Below are 16,357 nucleotides of genomic sequence, written 5' to 3' on the forward strand. Positions count from 1 at the left end.
CGCGCGGCTTAACCGCTTCTCGGCAAAACTGTTTATGGTCTCTACTGTTCTGCTGACGGTAGACACAGTTTCGCGAGCGGTCAAGGCCCGCGGGAGGATGACGACATGACCGGGACCGACGCCGACGACCGACCCCGCACCGACCGACCGGACGCCGGGACGGAGCTGCCGCCCGTGATCGCGCGTCTGTGGGGTCGCGGCCCCACCCCGCGGCGCGGCCCCAAGCCCGCGCTCACCGTCGATCAGGTGGTGCGCGCCGCCGTCGACCTCGCCGACGCCGAGGGCCTGCCCGCGGTGTCCATGGCGCGCGTCGCCGAGTCGCTCGGGTACTCGTCGATGGCGCTCTACCGCTACGTCGAGAGCAAGGACGAGCTCCTCGTCCTCATGGCCGACGCCGCCGCGGACGTCCTGACGCTGCCGCCGTACGACGAGGGCGACTGGCGCGCCGGTCTCAGCGCCTGGACGCGCGCGCAGATCGAGGGCGTCCTCGCGCGCCCCTGGTTCCTCGACCTGCCGCTGACGACCGCGCAGGTCGGCCCGAACCGCCTGCGCTGGATCGACCGCGCGTTCGCGATCCTCGCGCCGCTCGACCTGACGACGGACGAGAAGCTCCAGATCGTGGGGCTCCTCGCGCAGCACGTGCTCGGCGAGGGGCGCGTCCAGGTCGAGACCCGGCGCGCCGCCGCCGAGGCCGTGCGCCGCGCCCAGGGCCTCCCGGCCGACACCCCCGAGGTCGAGCTCGACCAGGACGCGGTCGCGGCCGCCAACCCGTACGCCGACTACGAGCTCGTGCTCACCCGGCTCGTCGACCCCGAGACGTACCCCGCGCTCACCGGGGCGCTCGCCGCATGGACGCCGGCAGAGGCCCAGCCCGACGACTGGGAGAGCGACATCGGGTTCGGGCTCGACATCCTCCTCGACGGGATCGAGGCGTTCGTCGCCAAGCGTGCCGCCGCCCGCGCGGTCGCCGAGCACGGCTGACCGCCGCACGGGGCCGGGTCCATGGGTGGGGCGGCGCCCCACCCGCTCGCCCGGAGTCTCCCCTCGTCAGGGAGTCGGCTGGACCGGGGCGTCGGGCACCTGGACCTCGGGCAGGTCCGGCAGGTCGAGCGTCGGGACGTCGATGCTCGGGATGTCGATGCCCTCCATCCGGTCGCGCAGCTCCTCCTGCCGGATCCGGTTGTTCTCCTGGATGCAGGAGAGGCGGGTCACGGGGCGGCCGGCGCAGTCCTGGACGTCCGAGTCCGGGTCGCGCGGGGCCTTCGGCGCCTGGACGTAGCGTCCGTCGGCGTCGTGCTCGCCCGGGCTGACGGGCAGCGCGGCGAGCGCCGCCACCCCGCCGAGCGCGAGGAGCGCCGTCGTGACGAGGAGGACCGCCGCGCCCAGCCCGGCGCGGAGGGCCGCGCCGGCGCTGACGGCGGGGCGCTCGTCCGACGCCGCGCGCTGCTGGGCGGACACGCGCCAGGCGACCCACAGGCCGACCGCGACCGGCAGGACGAACGCGACGGCGGCGAGCGCAGCGACGGGCCGGGCGTCGCCGCGCGCGAACCCTCCGGGGCCGATCGCGGCGACCACGATCGCGACGAGGCCCATGACCACGGTGCGGCGCACGACGGCGCCGCGCAGCCCTGAGCGCAGCCCGGCGATGCGGGCCGCCCCCGTGGGGCCGGGCGGGAGGTACCCGAGCTCGCGCGTCTGCGTGAGCATGGCCGCGTGCAGGACCGCGGACGTCACGGCCGTGACCGCGAGCACCCCGCCCAGACCGACGAGGAACCAGCGCACGACGACGGCGTCGCGCACCACGTAGAGCAGCGCGAGACCCGCGAGCACGCCCACCCAGCCCACGACCACGGCGGCGACGGTCCCGCCCCGGAACGGCGTCCGGCGCAGCGTGCGGTGCAGCAGGCCGCGCGGCACCTGGAGGAGGACGGGCAGCACGCGCAGGGCGGTGATCCCGGTCCACAGCAGGACCAGGATCCCCCAGACCGGGACGCTGCCGACGGACGAGTCGCTCATCGAGAAGGCGACGACGAGCGCGACCGCGCCGACGAGCAGGACCGGCATCTCGACGAGACGCAGGATCTGCTGCCAGACGCTGAGGTGCAGCAGGTAGCCCGCCTCGGCGTGCTCGGGGTTCGTCGCGAGGACGCCGCTGTACCCCTTCGCGCTGCGTCCCGCGTCGAGGGCGAGCGCCGCGTCGAGGTAGAGCAGGTCCTCGTGCTCCGGGGCGACGGCGAGGCCCTGGCGGACGAGCGTGCGTGCCCGGTCGTCGTCGCCGAGGCGCGACCAGAGTCGCGCGGCCTGCACGATCCGGTCGGGGTTCTCCGGAGCGAGCGCGAGCGCCGAGTCGATGCGCTCGCGCGCGAGCCTCCGGTCGGCACCGCGCACGCGGCCCGACAGGTGCGTGTCGGCGAGCTGGAGGTGGTACCGCGCGTCGTCGGGGTCGAGCTCGAGCGCCTTCGCCGCGGCGTCGCGCGCCCCGGCCACGTCGCCGGTGTTCTGGCGCGCGATCGAGAGCAGGTAGAGCGCGCCGTCGGCCGCGGGCTGCGCGCCGACGACCTGCTCCAGGAGCGGGAGCGCCTCGGCCGAGCGCTGGAGGTGCAGCCGCACCCAGGCGGCGGCGAGGAGCAGGCGCGGGTCGTCGGGCAGGCTCGCGAGCGCGTCGTCGACCTCGTCGAGCGCGCGCTCGGGCCGCCCCATCTGGACGAGCAGCTCCGCGCGCGAGGCGACGGCGCGCGGGTCGGTCGTGGTGCTCACGGTCCGGGCCCGCGGCTCAGAGCATGCGCCGCGCGCGCAGGTACGCGGCGAGGTCGTCGTAGCGGCCGTCGTTGTTCGCGAAGGTGACGACGTTCCGCGCGGACTGGAGCCACGCCGTCGTCGAGGGACGCACGTCGGCGAGCGCGGCGTCCAGGTCCGCCATGGTGATCGGCCGCACCTGCCCCGACGCGATCGAGTCCATCATCGCCTTCTCGGCCGCGGTCGCCGCGAGGTGCTCGAGGTCCGCGCCGGAGAACCCGTCGGTGCGCTGCACGATCGCACGCAGGTCGATCCCGGCGACCGGCCGGCCGGCGAGGTGGTGGCGCAGGATCGCCTCGCGCGCGGGCTCGTCGGGCGGGAGGACGAGCACGACGCGGTCGAACCGCCCCGGGCGCAGGAGCGCGGTGTCGACGTCCCACGGGTGGTTCGTGGCGCCGAGGACGAACAGCCCGTCGTTGTCGGAGCCGATGCCGTCCATCTCCTGGAGGAGCTGGTTGACGACGGTCCGCATGCCCGACGAGCCGGAGTACTGCGCGCGCTTGCCGCCGATCGCGTCGACCTCGTCGAGGAAGAGCACGGCGGGCGCGAGCTGTCGCGCCTTCTGGAACAGCGCGTGGAGGTTCTGCTCGCTCTCCCCGATGTACTTGTCGAGGATGTCCGCGAGCGTCACCGTGAGGAAGCGCGCCCCGAGCTCGCCCGCGACGGCCCGGGCCATGTACGTCTTGCCGGTCCCGGGCGGCCCGTAGAGCAGGAGCCCGCCGCGCAGCGACTTGCCGAACGCCTTGGCGATCGCCTGGTGGCGCATCGGCTCCAGGAACGCCTCGCGGATGCGCTGCTTCACCGGCTCCAGGCCGCCGACGTCCGCGAGCGTCACCGTCTCGCGCGAGACCTCGAGCAGCCCTGACCCGTCGTCGGGGACGTCGACGCGCGCGGGGACGAGGAACGGCTGGCCGGTCGGTGCGGGCGGCGCGGCGCCGTCGGCCTCCTCGCGGGGAGCGGAGCCCGGCCCGGCGGGCGTCTGCCCGGGCGGCGCCTCGACGGCCGGTGTCTCGACGAAGGGTGCCGGGACATGGACACCCACCTCGTGCTCCAACCGGTCCCAGTCGATGCCCGACGGCGCCGCGGGACCTGATGCCGCGGGGCCAGGCGCGGCGGGAACGCCGGGCGTGGACGCGGGGGCGGGTGCCACGGGGACCCCCGCGGTCGGGGTGCGGGGCGCGGGCCCGCCGGGCGCGCGCGGGACGGTCGCGTCCGACGGCACGCCGGTGATGATCCCGTCGTCGAGGCCTCCCGGCGCGGACGTCGGTGCGTGCAGCCCGGCGACCGGGGCCGACGACGCGGCGGGACCTGTCGCGGGCGGGTCGGCCGCCGGCCGGGCCTCCGTCGCCGCGGCGACGGCCGAGTCCTGGACCAGGCGGAGCGCCTCGCCGTCGGCCGGGTCGATCCGCAGCGCGGCGCTCGCCTGCTCGAGCGCCTCGACCGGTCGCCCGGCGGCCAGCAGGAGGCTCGCGTAGTGGACGCGCAGGGGGGCGCTCGACGGCGCCGCCGCGACGGCGGCGGCGAGCGCGGCCAGGGCGTCGGACATGGCTGCTCCTCGGGGAGACGATGGTGGGACGACGGCGTCATCGCGCCGGATGCACCCGGCCGGGACCCAGTGTGCCCTGGACGACTGACGCCCGGCCATCGGCAGAACTCCCCGAGGAAACTAGTTGCCAGATAGGCAACTAGATGCTGGAATGACATCCATGAGCACCGACGACACGCCCTCCCGCACCGCGCCCAGCCCCGCCGAGGCTTCCTCGGCGCTGGCGGACGCGTCGCGGCTCGCCGCCTCCACCCGCGCCACGGCCTGGCGATGGGTCCGCCTCTACCTCACGGGCTGGGCCGCGGCGAGCGTCGGCCTGGTGCTCGCGCTCGGCCTCGGTGGCCGGGTCGGGTTCGTGGCCGGCATGAGCGCCTGGGCGCTGCTCGTGACCGTGGGGGTCACCTGGGCCGCGCGCCAGGGCGCCATGGTCGCGGGCGCGCGCCCGCGACTGGCCGTCGGTGCCGGCGCCTGGGCCGTCGTCTACGGCGCGACGCTCTTCGTCGGTCTCGACCGGTTCGCCGGCGACGTCGTGTTCTGGGTCCCCGCGGCGCTCGTCAGCGCCGTCCCGCTGCTCCTCGCGGCGTGGATCCCCGCGCCACGGGAGACGGCGGTGACGGCGTGACGACCGAGCGCACCGGGTCGTCGACGGGTGACGCCGCCGAGCACCACCCACGCCACACCCTCGACGACGTGATCCACTCCCCCGTGCGCCTCTCGGTGGTCGCGGCGCTGTCCGGCGTCGAGAAGGCCGACTTCAAGACCCTGCGTGACACCATCGAGCTCTCCGACCCGACGCTGTCCAAGCAGCTCACCGTGCTGGAGGCCGCGGGGTACGTCGAGATCTCCAAGGAGCGGTCGGGTCGCCGGGCGCGCACGTGGGTCCGCCTGACGGGCGCCGGCCGCGCGGCGCTGGGCGCGCACCTCGACGCGCTGCGCGCGATCGCGGACCTCCGCCTGCCTCCCACGCCGTCTCCGGGAGCGTGAGCGTGCACAGGCCCCGATCGCGAGGTCCCCGTCCACACCCGGCGTACGGCGCAGTCGCCGTGTCGGCGGGACCGGGCAGAGTGGACGCATGACGACCGAGACGACCCCGCCGACGCCCCTCGCGGTGCCCGACGACGCGCCCGCCGCCCCGCAGCCCGGCGCCCGGTGCTTCGGCGACGGCGACCCGCTCTACGAGGAGTACCACGACACCGAGTGGGCGGTCCCGGTGCACGGGGACACGGCGCTGTTCGAGCGCCTGGCGCTCGAGGGGTTCCAGTCGGGCCTGTCCTGGATCACCGTGCTGCGCAAGCGGCCCGCCTTCCGCGAGGTCTTCGCGGGGTTCGACCCGGAGGCCGTCGCCGCGTTCGACGAGGCCGACGTCGAGCGTCTGCTCGGCGACGCCCGCATCATCCGCAACCGGCAGAAGATCACGGCGACGATCGACAACGCGCGCGCCCTGCTGGCGCTCCAGGAGAGCGGGCGCACGCTGGACGAGCTGATCTGGTCGTTCGCACCACCGGCCGGTCGCGAGCGCCCGGCGACGTGGGGCGACGTCCCCGGGCTCACCCCCGAGTCGACCGCGCTCTCGAAGGCGCTCAAGAAGCACGGTTTCCGCTTCGTCGGGCCGACGACCGCCTATGCCGCGATGCAGGCGTGCGGGCTCGTCGACGACCACCTCGCGACCTGCCCGGTCGTCCTGGGCACGCCAGCCTGATGGGCCAGCGCGCGGATTCGCTATAGCAAAAGGCGCCCGCATCGTGGGACAGGGTGCGACCATGGTCTCCATGAGCGCGTACGTGTCGGTCCTCGACCTCTTCTCCGTCGGCGTGGGGCCGTCGAGCTCGCACACCGTCGGGCCGATGCGGGCCGCGAAGGCGTTCGTCGCGGCGCTGGAGGACGGCGGCGTGCTGGACGCGGTCGCCGGCCTGCGGGTCGTGCTGTGCGGATCGCTCGGGGCGACGGGCGTCGGCCACGGCACGCCGGACGCCGTCGTCGCAGGGCTGCTCGGCCTCGACCCCGAGACGTGCGACCCCGCCCGGGTCCCCGGCTCGTGGGAGAAGCTGGGCGACGGCGCGCCCGTCGCGCTGCTGGGCCGGCACCGGATCACCATGACGAGCGAGGACGTGCGCCTCGCGCCGCTGACGCGCATGCCCGGGCACCCCAACGGCATGCGCTTCACGGCGCTCGACGCCGACGGCGCGACGCTCGCCGAGGAGGCGTACTACTCGGTCGGCGGAGGGTTCGTCCTCACGGCCGCCGAGCTCGAGTCCGCCGCCGCGAACGAGGCCGCGCAGCTCGGCGCCGAGCTCGCGGGCGAGGCGATCGACCCCCGGACGGAGCCGGCGGGCGTGCCGTTCCCCTTCGCCAACGCCGCCGAGCTCCTTGCCCTGTGCGAGCGCGAGCGCACGTCCATCGCGGCCGTCGCGTGGGCGAACGAGTCCGCTCTGCGCCCCGCAGCCGAGGTCGAGGCGGGCGTCGACCGGATCTGGGACACCATGAGCGCGTGCGTCGACGCGGGGCTCGAGCGCGACGGGGTGCTGCCCGGGCGCCTCAAGGTCCGCCGTCGGGCGCGGGCCCAGCGCGAGCGCCTCGAGCTCGCTGACGAGCGCGGCGCCGACACGACCATCGAGTGGCTCCAGGCGTTCGCGATGGCCGTCAACGAGGAGAACGCCGACGGGCGCCGCGTCGTGACCGCCCCGACGAACGGCGCCGCCGGGATCATCCCCGCGGTCGGTCGGCACTTCCTGCGCACCCACCCGGACGTCGCCGCAGACCCCTCTCGCCGGCGCCGGGCCATGCGCACCTACCTCCTCACGGCCGCCGCGATCGGCGCGCTCTACAAGCGCAACGCGTCCATCTCGGGCGCGGAGGCGGGCTGCCAGGGCGAGGTCGGCTCGGCGTGCTCGATGGCGGCGGGCGCGATCTGCGCCGTGCTCGGCGGCACGCCCGCCCAGGTGGAGAACGCGGCCGAGATCGCGATGGAGCACAACCTCGGTCTCACGTGCGACCCCGTCGGCGGGCTCGTCCAGGTGCCCTGCATCGAGCGCAACGCCATCGCCGCCTGCACCGCCGTCTCCGCGGCACGCCTCGCGCTCCAGGGCGACGGCTCGCACGTCGTCTCGCTCGACACGGTCATCGAGACGATGCGCCAGACCGGCGTCGACATGTCGACCAAGTACAAGGAGACCTCGACGGGGGGCCTCGCGGTCAACGTGGTCGAGTGCTGAGCCGGAGCGCAGCGAAGCAAGCGCAGGCTTCAGCACGACCAGCAGATCGAGTGCTGAGCCGGAGCGCAGCGAAGCAAGCGGAGGCTCCGGCACGACCGACGGGTCGAGTGCCCACCGCACCTTCCCGCCGGGGTTGACTTCGAGCGCGCTCGAAGGAGAACGATGCGAGGTATGCGACTCGGTGCACACCTCATGCGATTCGACTCCGTCGAGCCCTCGGCCCTGCGCCGGGAGCTCGGGGACACGGCCGCCGCGGCGGAGGAGGCCGGCCTCAGCTGGATCTCCGTGATGGACCACTGGTTCCAGATGGAGCCAGCCGGCCTCCCGCCGTCGGACCCCATGCTCGAGGCCTACACGACGCTCGGCTACCTCGCGGGCCGCACCGAGACCGTGCAGCTCGGCGCGCTGGTCACCGGCGTGACGTACCGCTACCCGGGCCTGCTCGCCAAGACCGTCGCGACGCTCGACGTGCTCTCGGGCGGGCGGGCGACGTTCGGGATCGGCGCGGCCTGGTACGAGCGCGAGCACGCGGCGCTCGGCGTCCCGTTCCCGCCGCTCAAGGAGCGGTTCGAGCGGCTGGAGGAGACGCTGCAGATCGCGCGGCAGATGTACGACCCTGCGGCGAACGGCCCCTACGAGGGCGTGCACTACCAGCTCGCGGAGACGCTGTGCTCGCCGCTCCCGCTGAGCACGCCGGAGATCATGGTGGGCGGGTCGGGCGAGCGCAAGACGCTGCGGCTCGTCGCGCAGTACGCGGACGCGTGCAACCTCTTCGCGACGTCGCCCGAGGACGTGGCGCACAAGCTGGACGTGCTCCGCCGGCACTGCGACGACGTCGGGCGCGACCCCGCCCAGGTCCGGGTGACGGTGCTGCACGGCGGTGAGGCGCTGCTGCACGGCGACGTCACGGCGTTCATCGACGAGGTCCGCCCGCTCGCCGCGCTCGGCGTGGACACCGTGATCCTGCGCCCGCCGACGACGCCCCTCGCCGCGTGGGTGCGCGACGCCGTCGCCCCGGCGGTCCCGCACGTCGCCGACCTCTGAGTCGCCCTCGGAGGCGGGCCGACCGCTCACCACGTGCGGCGCACGGCCGCCTTGGTGCCGGTGACCAGGCTGCGCGGCGGGACGTCCTCGGTCACGACCGCGCCGGCGGCGACGACCGCGTCGCGACCGATGGTCACGCCGGGCAGGATCGTGGCCCCGGCCCCGATCCACACGTTCTCGTGCACGTCGATCGGGCCGCCGGTCAGCCAGACCTTGCGGTCGTCGGTGTCGACCGGGTGCCCGACGGTGATGAACGTGACCTTCGGCGCGACCATGACGCGCTCGGCCAGCCGGATGCCCGCGTAGTCGAGGAACGTGCAGTTCTGGTTGACGAACACCCGCTCCCCCAGGTCCAGGTTCAGGCCGTGGTCCGTGAAGAAGGGCGGGTAGATCGTCACGCGCGGCGGCAGCGGGCGGCCCAGGATCTGCTCGAACAGCCGCGCCCGGCCCTCCGCGTCGTCGAACGGCAGGACGTTGAGCCGCGAGGTGAGCTCGGTGGCCTTCAGCACCCTCTCGGACATGGCGCGGAACTCGGGGTCGTGGATGCGCATGAGCAGGTCGCTGGGCATCCCCCGATCCTGCCCCGGTCAGCGGACGGCGCGCGACGCCTCCCGGGCGGCGACGACCTCCTCGACGACGTCGACCACGCCGTCCTCGCCCGGCGAGGCCGCGATGCGCTCGCCGAGGCGTGCGCTGGCCCGCGCGTACGACGGGTCGGCGAGCAGACGCCGCACCGCGCGCCGCACCTGGGCGGGCCGCGGCGTGCTCGTCCGCAGCCGCAGGCCGGCGCCCGTCCACGCGACGCGCGCGGCGACCTCCGCCTTGTCCTCCGTCTTGCCGGCGACGACGACGGGCACGCCGTGGCGCAGCGCGTGGTGGACGCCGCCGTAGCCGCCGTTGGTCACGAGGACGGAGGTGCGCGGCAGCAGCGCGTCGTACGGGAGGTACTCGGCCGCGCGCGCGTTCGCCGGGAGCGGCCCGAGCGAACCGACCGGGCGGCCGCCCGTCGCGGCGACCACGAGCACGTCCTCGTCGGCGAGCGCGCGCAGCGTGGGGACGAGGAGCTGGGTCGGGTCCTCGTTCGCGACGGTCCCCTGCGTGACGTGCACGACCGGCAGGCGGGTGTCGAGGTCGCCCCACCACGCCGGGAGGTCGCCGCTCCCCGCCGCCGGGCGCGGTGGGCCGACGAACCGGACCGGGGTCGCGACGTCGGGCCGCGGGTACTCGAGCTCGGGAACGGTGAGCTGCACGACGGCGTCCGCGTCGGCCGGCCAGCCGAGGAAGAAGGTGCCGCTCGGCTCCCCGCCCGCAGCACGGACCATGTCCTGCGTGGCGCGCTGCGGGGCGGCGAACGCGACCTGCTCGACGAACCGGTGCAGCACCCTGTTGCGCGCCACGCCGAGCGGTCCGCGCGCGGGCAGGACCCCGAGGCCGAACGGCGCGGTGCGGTCGCTCCTGAGCCCGAGCGGGAAGATGCCGAGCGCGAGCACGGGCGGCCGGCTGTCGGCGGGCGACGCGACGAGCGGCATCGCGCCGAGGAACAGCGGCTCGACGAGCACGGCGTCCGCCGGGCGCGACGCGAGGGCGTCGACCACCGCACGGTGCTGCGCGACGCCGGGCTCCACGAAGATCTCCAGCATGTCGTGCCGGATCGCGTCGAGCCCGGTGCGCCCCGCGCGACCGGGGAACGCGGCCGCGAGGTCCCGGTCGTCGAAGTCGGCCTCTGCGGGGAGCGCGAGGAACGTGGCGCCCGCCGCCTCGACGGCCGCGGCGAACCGGGCCCCCGTCAGGAACCGGACGTCGTGCCCGCGGGCGACGAGCGCCCGCGTGACGGCGAGCAGCGGCGTGACGTGGGCGTGCACAGGGGTGGAGCAGAGCAGGACGTCGGCCATCGGTGGTGCCTCTCTCGTGGCGGCGCGCGGCGCGCCGGACGGACGGTAGGCGCAGGACCGGGCCGTCTGCGCGGGGGCGCCGGTGGGGAGCCGGCGTGTGAGAAGATCGATCAACCGTCAGGAGTATTCATCACCTTTGAAGGGTAGTCAATAGTGGTCCCGCGCGCCTACACGTCCGACCTCCGCGCCGAGCAGGCGGCGCGCACGCGCGAACGGGTCGTGCGCGCCGCCGCTCGGGAGCTCGCCGAGCGGGGCTACGAGCGCACGACCCTCGCGCGCGTCGCCGAGCGCGCGGGCGTGTCGCTGGAGACGGTCAAGGCGCACGGGCCCAAGCGCGCGCTGCTCCTCGCCGCGTTCGAGCTCACGTTCGCCGGGTCCGAGGGTCGGGAGTCCCTCGGCGAACGACCCGAGGGCCGCTCCGTCGCCGGCACCACCGATCCCGAGGAGTTCCTCGACGGGCTGGTCGCGCTCGTCGCGGGGGCGAACGCCCGCGTCGCCGGCCTGTGGTCCGCCTTCACGTCCGCGGCGCGCTCCGACGAGGCCGTCGCCGCGGAGCTCGACGCGCTCCTCGGACGCCGCCGCGCCGACCTGCGCGCGAGCGTCGACGTGCTCGTGGCGCACGGGTTCCGCCCGCACTCCGCGCGGGAGGAGGCGGCCGAGACCCTCTCCTACCTGCTCGCACCCGAGGGATGGGCCCACTTCGTCGAGGGGGCGGGCTGGTCGGACGAGCGATACCGCGCCTGGCTGCGCGACGCCGTCGTGCGCCTCGTCGCGGCACCGCCGACAGAGGGCGCGAACGCCTGAGCCCTGGCGCGCCGTCGGGCACCGCGCCTACCGTGTGCCATGAGCACGCTCACCCCCGGCTTCCACGGCCGGCCACGCCCGCAGGGCGTGGCACTCCCGCCGGGCCAGTACGTCGAGACCGGGTTCCCCGTGCTCTCGGCGGGGCCCACACCGCGCGTCGACACCGCGACCTGGCGGCTCGACGTCACGACCGAGACCGGCACGACGCACGCGTGGTCGTGGTCGGACCTCATGGCGCTCCCCCAGGACGAGCCGACCGTCGACATCCACTGCGTGACCCGTTGGTCCAAGTTCGGGACGTCGTGGCGCGGCGTCTCGCTCGACACCCTCCTGGCCGACGTGGAGTCCACCGCGGACTTCGCGATGATCGGCTCCTACGGCGGCTACACGACGAACCTTCCGGTCGCGGACCTCCTGGGCGGCAAGGCGTGGGTCGTGCACACGTTCGACGGCGCCCCGCTGCACCCCGTGCACGGCGGCCCGGCGCGGCTGCTCGTGCCGCACCTGTACTTCTGGAAGTCGGCCAAGTGGGTCAACAGCATCACGCTCATGCCCATGGACCGGCAGGGCTTCTGGGAGCGCCTGGGCTACCACGACCTCGGCGACCCGTGGCGAGAGCAGAGGTACCAGGGTGATTGAGGTCTCACGATGACCGAGGCGCCCGTCCGCCTCGGCGCCCGGTACGCGACCCCGTCGCGCTGGCAGGTCGCGACGCTCGTCGACGCGTGGGAGGAGAGCCCGTCCGCACGGACGCTCGTCCTCGAGGTCCCCGCCTGGCCCGGGCACCTGGCCGGCCAGCACGTCGACCTGCGCCTCACCGCACCCGACGGCTACACCGCCGAGCGCAGCTACTCGATCGGCAGCGCGGCGACGCGCGCGAGCGTGCCCGACGACGACTCGCCCGCGCGCGTCGAGGTCACCGTGCAGCGCGTCCCCGGCGGGGAGGTCTCGACCTACCTCACCGACGGCTTCGCGGTGGGTGACGCGATCGAGCTGCGCGGACCGATCGGTGGATGGTTCGTCTGGTCTCCGGAGCACGACGCCGGGACACCGGTCCTGCTCGCGGCCGGCGGGTCGGGGCTCGTCCCCCTCATGGCGATGCTGCGGACGCGCCGCGACGCGGGCGACCGGACGCCGTTCCGGCTCGTCTACTCCGTCCGCCGCCCCGAGGACCGGCTGTACGTCGGCGACCTCGACCGGCTCGCCTCCGCGCACGACGGTCTCGACGTCCAGGTCGTCTACACGCGCTCGACGCCGCTCGGCTCGATGCGCGGCCCCGGTCGGCTCGAGCGCCGCGACCTCGCCGCGTGGGGCTGGCTCGCCGAGATCGAGCCCGCGTGCTTCGTGTGCGGGCCGACGGGCTTCGTCGAGGCCGTCGCCCGCCAGCTCGTCTCCCTCGGCCACGACCCGGCACGGGTCAAGACCGAGCGCTTCGGGCCCGCCGGGGACTGACAGCCCTCAGTTCGGGCCCGTGCTCGCTACGGCCAAGAAGGTGCACCGCCCCGGCGGGATCGGGCGCCCGCGAACCCGCCCCGACCGGGTCCGCGCGGACTGGGGCTACACCTCCGCGGGCAACCGGGCCCGGCTACGGCGGCGCGGGATCGCGGCGACGATCCCGGAGAAGACCGACCAGCAGGCCAACCGCAAAGCCAAGGTTCGGCTGGCGGGCGCCCACGACGCCACCCCCGAGGGAGGCGACGACATCGATCGGTCCGACCGGAGCGACCTGATCGACCTCGCCGAAACCCTCGATACCGACGGCAACACGTTCTTCATCGTCTACCCCGTCGACGACGACCTTGAGTGGTCCTTCGCGGTCTCCAAGAGCATCAGCGCGTTCGGCGGCTTCGAGCTCGACCGGTTCGACGCGGACAACGCTGAGCACGACATCACCACCGCCGCCGACCCCAAGACCATCGCTGACGACATCCTCGCCTGGATCAGCCGCCGCTAGCCCATCCCGAAGCAGGCCCTAGGAGGCTTGCTCATCGCTCGATTCTCCGACGACGCCTCGTTGCACGTGTCATCGAGGTGCGGGGTGTCCATGGCTGTGGGTCGAGCCCCGCACCTCGGGGTGCGGGGCTCGACCGTCACGCAAGGCCATTCCTGCGTGCATGCAGGATGCGACTGATGGTTAGCCGCAGGTGGGCGCCTCGTAGTGCACCTCGAGAGTCGAGGTGCGCCCGTCAGCGGCGATCACTGTGGCTGACGCGACGCCTGCTTCGGAGGTGCCGCGGACCGCGAACGACTGGTAGGCGTTCTTCCCTGGGCCGACCGCGACGACGGTCTTCTCGCCGTAGGGCGTGGAGAGCGTGATGTCGAGCGGTACCTCATCCAGGTTGGTCGCGCGGACCGCGAGGTAGGGGTTGCCTGCGAGGCATCGCGGCTGGGCGGTGACGTCGATGGCGAGATCGCCGGCGTTGTCAGCAGGCGTGAGTGTCCAGAACCGGTCGGCGGTGGCTTCGTCGGTCGAGGTCGTCGTGCCGCCTGCACCACCACCGACGGTGATGGTGCCGTTCTTCCCGTTGCCCGACGAGTCGACGGCGGTCTTGCCCTCGGCCTCGTCGAAGGCGTAGTTCAGAACGTCCCCCTGGGCGGGCTGGCCTGAGGCGAGCGTCGAGATCTCCTGGGATGTCAGTGCCTTGCCGTAGATCGCGAAGTCGTCGATCGCTCCGTCGAACGCCGGGTCGCTGCTGTACTGCGACTTTCCGAGGTAGTTCCGGTTGGTGGTGTCGCCGAGCTCGGACGGTTTCGTCGTGATCTGACCCGTGGCCACGGCCTGACCGTTGATGTACATGGTCCCGGTGGTGCCTGCGACGGTGATCGCGACGTGCGACCACTGGTCGAGGGCGAAGTTCTGGCCGTTGTAGCTGAGCCGTTGCTCAGCGCCCGAGCCGTTGGCGGTGATCGCGAATCGGGGGCCGTTGCCAGCACTGACGGTGAGGAACATGCTCTTGGTCGAGCTTCCTCCGAGGTCGAACACGCGTGACCAGGTCGTGAGTGCAGCGGGCTTGATCCAGGTCGAGACGGACCAGTCGCCGTTGAGGCCTGAGAGGGTTGCGTTGGGCAGGGTCACGTAGGAGGCGCTGTGGCAGAAGTCGATCGCCGTGCCGATCTTGCCGGGCTGACGCTCGCCGTCGGCGCGGCAGTTGGAGGTCGGCGCGCCGTCGGTCCACTGGATCACGGGCGCGCCGGGCTCCGTGCTCATGTCTCGCACGCCGAGGGTGAGACCGGTGCCGTAGTTGGCGAGACGCACACGCCCGTCCGGGTCGGGTACGAGCTGCCACAGCTGGTTCTCTGCGCCGGTGTCGTCCTGCACGACGGCGGGTGCGCCGTTCTCCGTGGATGCATCCTGCACCCCGAGCGCGAGCCCGCTGGCGTCGTTGACGATCTTGTACAGACCCGAGCCCGCCTCTTCGACGCGCCACACCTGCGTCGCGCCGTCCGACGCCTCCGCTTGGACGACGTGCGTGTCTGCCGTGGTCGAACCGTCGGCGGTGTCGAGCACGAGCTCGCTGTTGCGGTTCGTGAGGGTGTATGTGCCGGCGAGGCTCTGCGTCTCCGCGGCCGAGGTGACGACCACGTGGTAGCCGTAGTTCGGGTTCATGACGACGGGGACGGTGATCGAACCGTCGTCACCCACTTCGTACGTCGCCTCCGAGATGGTGATCGGTCCCGGGGTCGGCGTGGTCCTGCCGTAGGACGGCGTGGTCTCGAGCTTGACGTTCACGGAGTCGCCGAGCGCCAGCTCGTCGAGACCGTTGACGACGATCGACGTCGGACCGCTGTTGCCTCCGGCGATGATCTTGACCTCGTCCTGCGCGTCGTTGACCGACGCGGCGCCGTCCAGCGGGCTCTCGTTGGACGGCGGGGTGGTGGTGACCATCTGGCCTTCCATGTCCGCGTACCAGGTGTAGAGCCAGTAGGCGCCGTTCGGTGCCCCGCCACGTGAGACGAGCAGATCGCCCAGCGTCCCGGACTGGTTCCAGAACGCGAGCTCGGCTCGCTGGATCCCGTAGCGCTCGAACTTGGCGATATAGCCGACGAGCGGTCCCGGCAGACCGACCTCCTGCGGCGAGGCGTACTCCGCGATGTCGATGGGCAGGTCGGGCAGGCCGAGCTCGTCGAGCATGGCGCGCACCGCCTCGACGTCACCCTTCGTCTTGGATGAGCGGATGAGCTCGTGCCACTCGAGCACGTCGGGGACGGTGTTCGTCTCCTTCGCGAACTCCAGGAACTCGCGCATCCGAGTGATGTTGTCGGAGAAGCTCGGGCCCTGGATCGGGACGTCCGGCCCGATCTCCTCGCGGAGCACGTCGTAGGTGAACTTCCACGCGTCCAGGAAGTCACCGTTCTCTGCCTCGCGCCAGGTGATGTCGGGCTCGTTGAAGGGCGCGTACGCGACGACGTTCGTGGCACCCGACGCCTCGACGTCGGCGACGACGTCGCGGATGACGTCCTCCCAGCCCTTGCGGTCGGCGGTGGTCTCCCAGCTGAACTGGTAGGGCCAGCCGGGGTAGTAGTCGATGATGCGCACGACGACGTCGGCGTCGTGCCTCGCGGCTGTGCGCCAGACCTTCGCGGTGTCGCCGGTCGGCTGCTGGCGCCCGTTCGGCGGCATCTGCATGAACGTGTTGGGCTTGATGGGCGCGATGAGGTCGTCCGAGGGGACGCCCTCGTCGGCGATGCCGTAGAGCGATCCGGTCGCGACGTACGAGACGTCGCGGAACGGTTGGTCTGCCTCCACGACGAGCGTGGAAGCAGGCCCAGGGGCTGCGGTCGCGGACGGTGCCGCGAGGCCCAGGCCGCCCGCCGTCATGGCGAGGGGAGCGACGAGCGCTGCTGCCACGGCTGCTGCCGTGCGGCGCCTCGGTGCTGAGGTGGCTCTTGTGGTTGACACGGTTGTCCTCCGTCTTCGGTGGTGGAGCGCATCGCCTCGAGCGGCTCGCTCGAGGCCCGGTGCATCGTTGCTCCGGCTTGCTGCGCCGTGTTCCGTCGTTCGACCCATGGCGTGACCGTGGGTCTCTCTTGTGCTTGCACTCGCTGCGATGCGGGTGCTCGTG

General features: G+C 73.5%; 15 protein-coding genes. 10 read left to right on the plus strand and 5 right to left on the minus strand.

The window, feature by feature from the left end; translation table 11 throughout:
* Positions 1–105 precede the first annotated feature (105 nt).
* Positions 106–981, plus strand: a complete 876-nt coding sequence (locus AC6CH9_RS09755; protein ID WP_498154701.1) for a TetR/AcrR family transcriptional regulator — start codon at positions 106–108, stop codon at positions 979–981.
* Positions 982–1,047: 66 nt separating this feature from the next.
* On the opposite strand, the gene AC6CH9_RS09760 is transcribed toward AC6CH9_RS09755, so the two are convergent.
* Together AC6CH9_RS09760 and AC6CH9_RS09765 are read right to left on the minus strand one after the other, a co-directional pair.
* The gene (locus tag AC6CH9_RS09760; RefSeq protein ID WP_498154702.1) at positions 1,048–2,757 is read right to left on the minus strand and encodes a tetratricopeptide repeat protein; all 1,710 of its coding nucleotides are present in this window, start codon (positions 2,755–2,757) and stop codon (positions 1,048–1,050) included.
* A 16-nt stretch (positions 2,758–2,773) separates the two neighbouring features.
* Positions 2,774–4,342, minus strand: a complete 1,569-nt coding sequence (locus AC6CH9_RS09765; protein ID WP_498154703.1) for an ATP-binding protein — start codon at positions 4,340–4,342, stop codon at positions 2,774–2,776.
* 160 nt (positions 4,343–4,502) lie between these two features.
* Between AC6CH9_RS09765 and AC6CH9_RS09770 the strand changes: the two genes are divergently transcribed.
* The 5 genes from AC6CH9_RS09770 to AC6CH9_RS09790 all read left to right on the plus strand — a co-directional run bounded on the left by AC6CH9_RS09770 (position 4,503) and on the right by AC6CH9_RS09790 (position 8,598).
* Positions 4,503–4,964: a hypothetical protein gene (locus tag AC6CH9_RS09770; protein WP_498154704.1), complete on the plus strand. Its 462-nt coding sequence runs from the start codon at positions 4,503–4,505 to the stop codon at positions 4,962–4,964.
* Positions 4,961–5,326, plus strand: a complete 366-nt coding sequence (locus tag AC6CH9_RS09775; protein WP_498154705.1) for a winged helix-turn-helix domain-containing protein — start codon at positions 4,961–4,963, stop codon at positions 5,324–5,326. Before AC6CH9_RS09770 ends, AC6CH9_RS09775 begins: the two co-directional genes overlap by 4 nt.
* 88 nt (positions 5,327–5,414) lie before the next feature.
* Positions 5,415–6,041, plus strand: a complete 627-nt coding sequence (locus tag AC6CH9_RS09780) for a DNA-3-methyladenine glycosylase I (RefSeq protein WP_498154706.1) — start codon at positions 5,415–5,417, stop codon at positions 6,039–6,041.
* Between the two features lie 70 nt (positions 6,042–6,111).
* Positions 6,112–7,554 (plus strand): L-serine ammonia-lyase, encoded by a 1,443-nt coding sequence (locus tag AC6CH9_RS09785; protein WP_498154707.1) that lies wholly within the window; start codon positions 6,112–6,114, stop codon positions 7,552–7,554.
* A 192-nt stretch (positions 7,555–7,746) separates the two neighbouring features.
* Positions 7,747–8,598: an LLM class F420-dependent oxidoreductase gene (locus AC6CH9_RS09790; RefSeq protein WP_498154708.1), complete on the plus strand. Its 852-nt coding sequence runs from the start codon at positions 7,747–7,749 to the stop codon at positions 8,596–8,598.
* A 26-nt stretch (positions 8,599–8,624) separates the two neighbouring features.
* Here AC6CH9_RS09790 and AC6CH9_RS09795 read toward each other — a convergent pair whose 3' ends face one another.
* Both AC6CH9_RS09795 and AC6CH9_RS09800 read right to left on the minus strand, forming a co-directional pair.
* Positions 8,625–9,167 carry a DapH/DapD/GlmU-related protein gene (locus tag AC6CH9_RS09795; protein ID WP_498154709.1) on the minus strand — a complete coding sequence of 181 codons (543 nt, stop codon included), beginning with the start codon at positions 9,165–9,167 and terminating at the stop codon, positions 8,625–8,627.
* Positions 9,168–9,185: 18 nt separating this feature from the next.
* Complete coding sequence (locus tag AC6CH9_RS09800) at positions 9,186–10,490, minus strand: glycosyltransferase (RefSeq protein ID WP_498154710.1); 1,305 nt, start codon at positions 10,488–10,490, stop codon at positions 9,186–9,188.
* A 153-nt stretch (positions 10,491–10,643) separates the two neighbouring features.
* On the opposite strand from AC6CH9_RS09800, the gene AC6CH9_RS09805 reads away from it, so the two are divergent.
* The 4 genes from AC6CH9_RS09805 to AC6CH9_RS09820 are packed head-to-tail and all read left to right on the plus strand — an operon-like array spanning position 10,644 to position 13,248.
* Positions 10,644–11,294, plus strand: coding sequence for a TetR/AcrR family transcriptional regulator (locus AC6CH9_RS09805; RefSeq protein WP_498154711.1), 651 nt, complete (start codon positions 10,644–10,646; stop codon positions 11,292–11,294).
* Between the two features lie 39 nt (positions 11,295–11,333).
* Positions 11,334–11,933 (plus strand): sulfite oxidase-like oxidoreductase, encoded by a 600-nt coding sequence (locus tag AC6CH9_RS09810; RefSeq protein WP_498154712.1) that lies wholly within the window; start codon positions 11,334–11,336, stop codon positions 11,931–11,933.
* Between the two features lie 9 nt (positions 11,934–11,942).
* A complete protein-coding gene (locus AC6CH9_RS09815; protein WP_498154713.1) occupies positions 11,943–12,746 on the plus strand; it encodes a ferredoxin reductase in 804 nt (267 codons plus the stop codon).
* A 19-nt stretch (positions 12,747–12,765) separates the two neighbouring features.
* Entirely contained in the window at positions 12,766–13,248 is a 483-nt protein-coding gene (locus tag AC6CH9_RS09820) for a hypothetical protein (protein ID WP_498154714.1), read from the plus strand.
* 180 nt (positions 13,249–13,428) lie between these two features.
* On the opposite strand, the gene AC6CH9_RS09825 is transcribed toward AC6CH9_RS09820, so the two are convergent.
* Positions 13,429–16,143 (minus strand): RICIN domain-containing protein, encoded by a 2,715-nt coding sequence (locus AC6CH9_RS09825; protein ID WP_498154715.1) that lies wholly within the window; start codon positions 16,141–16,143, stop codon positions 13,429–13,431.
* Between the last annotated feature and the right edge of the window lie 214 nt (positions 16,144–16,357).

It is taken from the genome of Cellulosimicrobium sp. GQ32 (genome assembly GCF_059758455.1).

Excerpts from the sequence above, each read along its gene's own strand:
- AC6CH9_RS09755 (WP_498154701.1), top strand. The coding sequence starts at position 106 with ATGACCGGGACCGACGCCGACGACCGACCCCGCACCGACCGACCGGAC.
- AC6CH9_RS09765 (WP_498154703.1), bottom strand. The coding sequence starts at position 4,342 with ATGTCCGACGCCCTGGCCGCGCTCGCCGCCGCCGTCGCGGCGGCGCCG.
- AC6CH9_RS09770 (WP_498154704.1), top strand. The coding sequence starts at position 4,503 with ATGAGCACCGACGACACGCCCTCCCGCACCGCGCCCAGCCCCGCCGAG.
- AC6CH9_RS09780 (WP_498154706.1), top strand. The coding sequence starts at position 5,415 with ATGACGACCGAGACGACCCCGCCGACGCCCCTCGCGGTGCCCGACGAC.
- AC6CH9_RS09785 (WP_498154707.1), top strand. The coding sequence starts at position 6,112 with ATGAGCGCGTACGTGTCGGTCCTCGACCTCTTCTCCGTCGGCGTGGGG.
- AC6CH9_RS09790 (WP_498154708.1), top strand. The coding sequence starts at position 7,747 with ATGCGATTCGACTCCGTCGAGCCCTCGGCCCTGCGCCGGGAGCTCGGG.
- AC6CH9_RS09795 (WP_498154709.1), bottom strand. The coding sequence starts at position 9,167 with ATGCCCAGCGACCTGCTCATGCGCATCCACGACCCCGAGTTCCGCGCC.
- AC6CH9_RS09800 (WP_498154710.1), bottom strand. The coding sequence starts at position 10,490 with ATGGCCGACGTCCTGCTCTGCTCCACCCCTGTGCACGCCCACGTCACG.
- AC6CH9_RS09810 (WP_498154712.1), top strand. The coding sequence starts at position 11,334 with ATGAGCACGCTCACCCCCGGCTTCCACGGCCGGCCACGCCCGCAGGGC.
- AC6CH9_RS09815 (WP_498154713.1), top strand. The coding sequence starts at position 11,943 with ATGACCGAGGCGCCCGTCCGCCTCGGCGCCCGGTACGCGACCCCGTCG.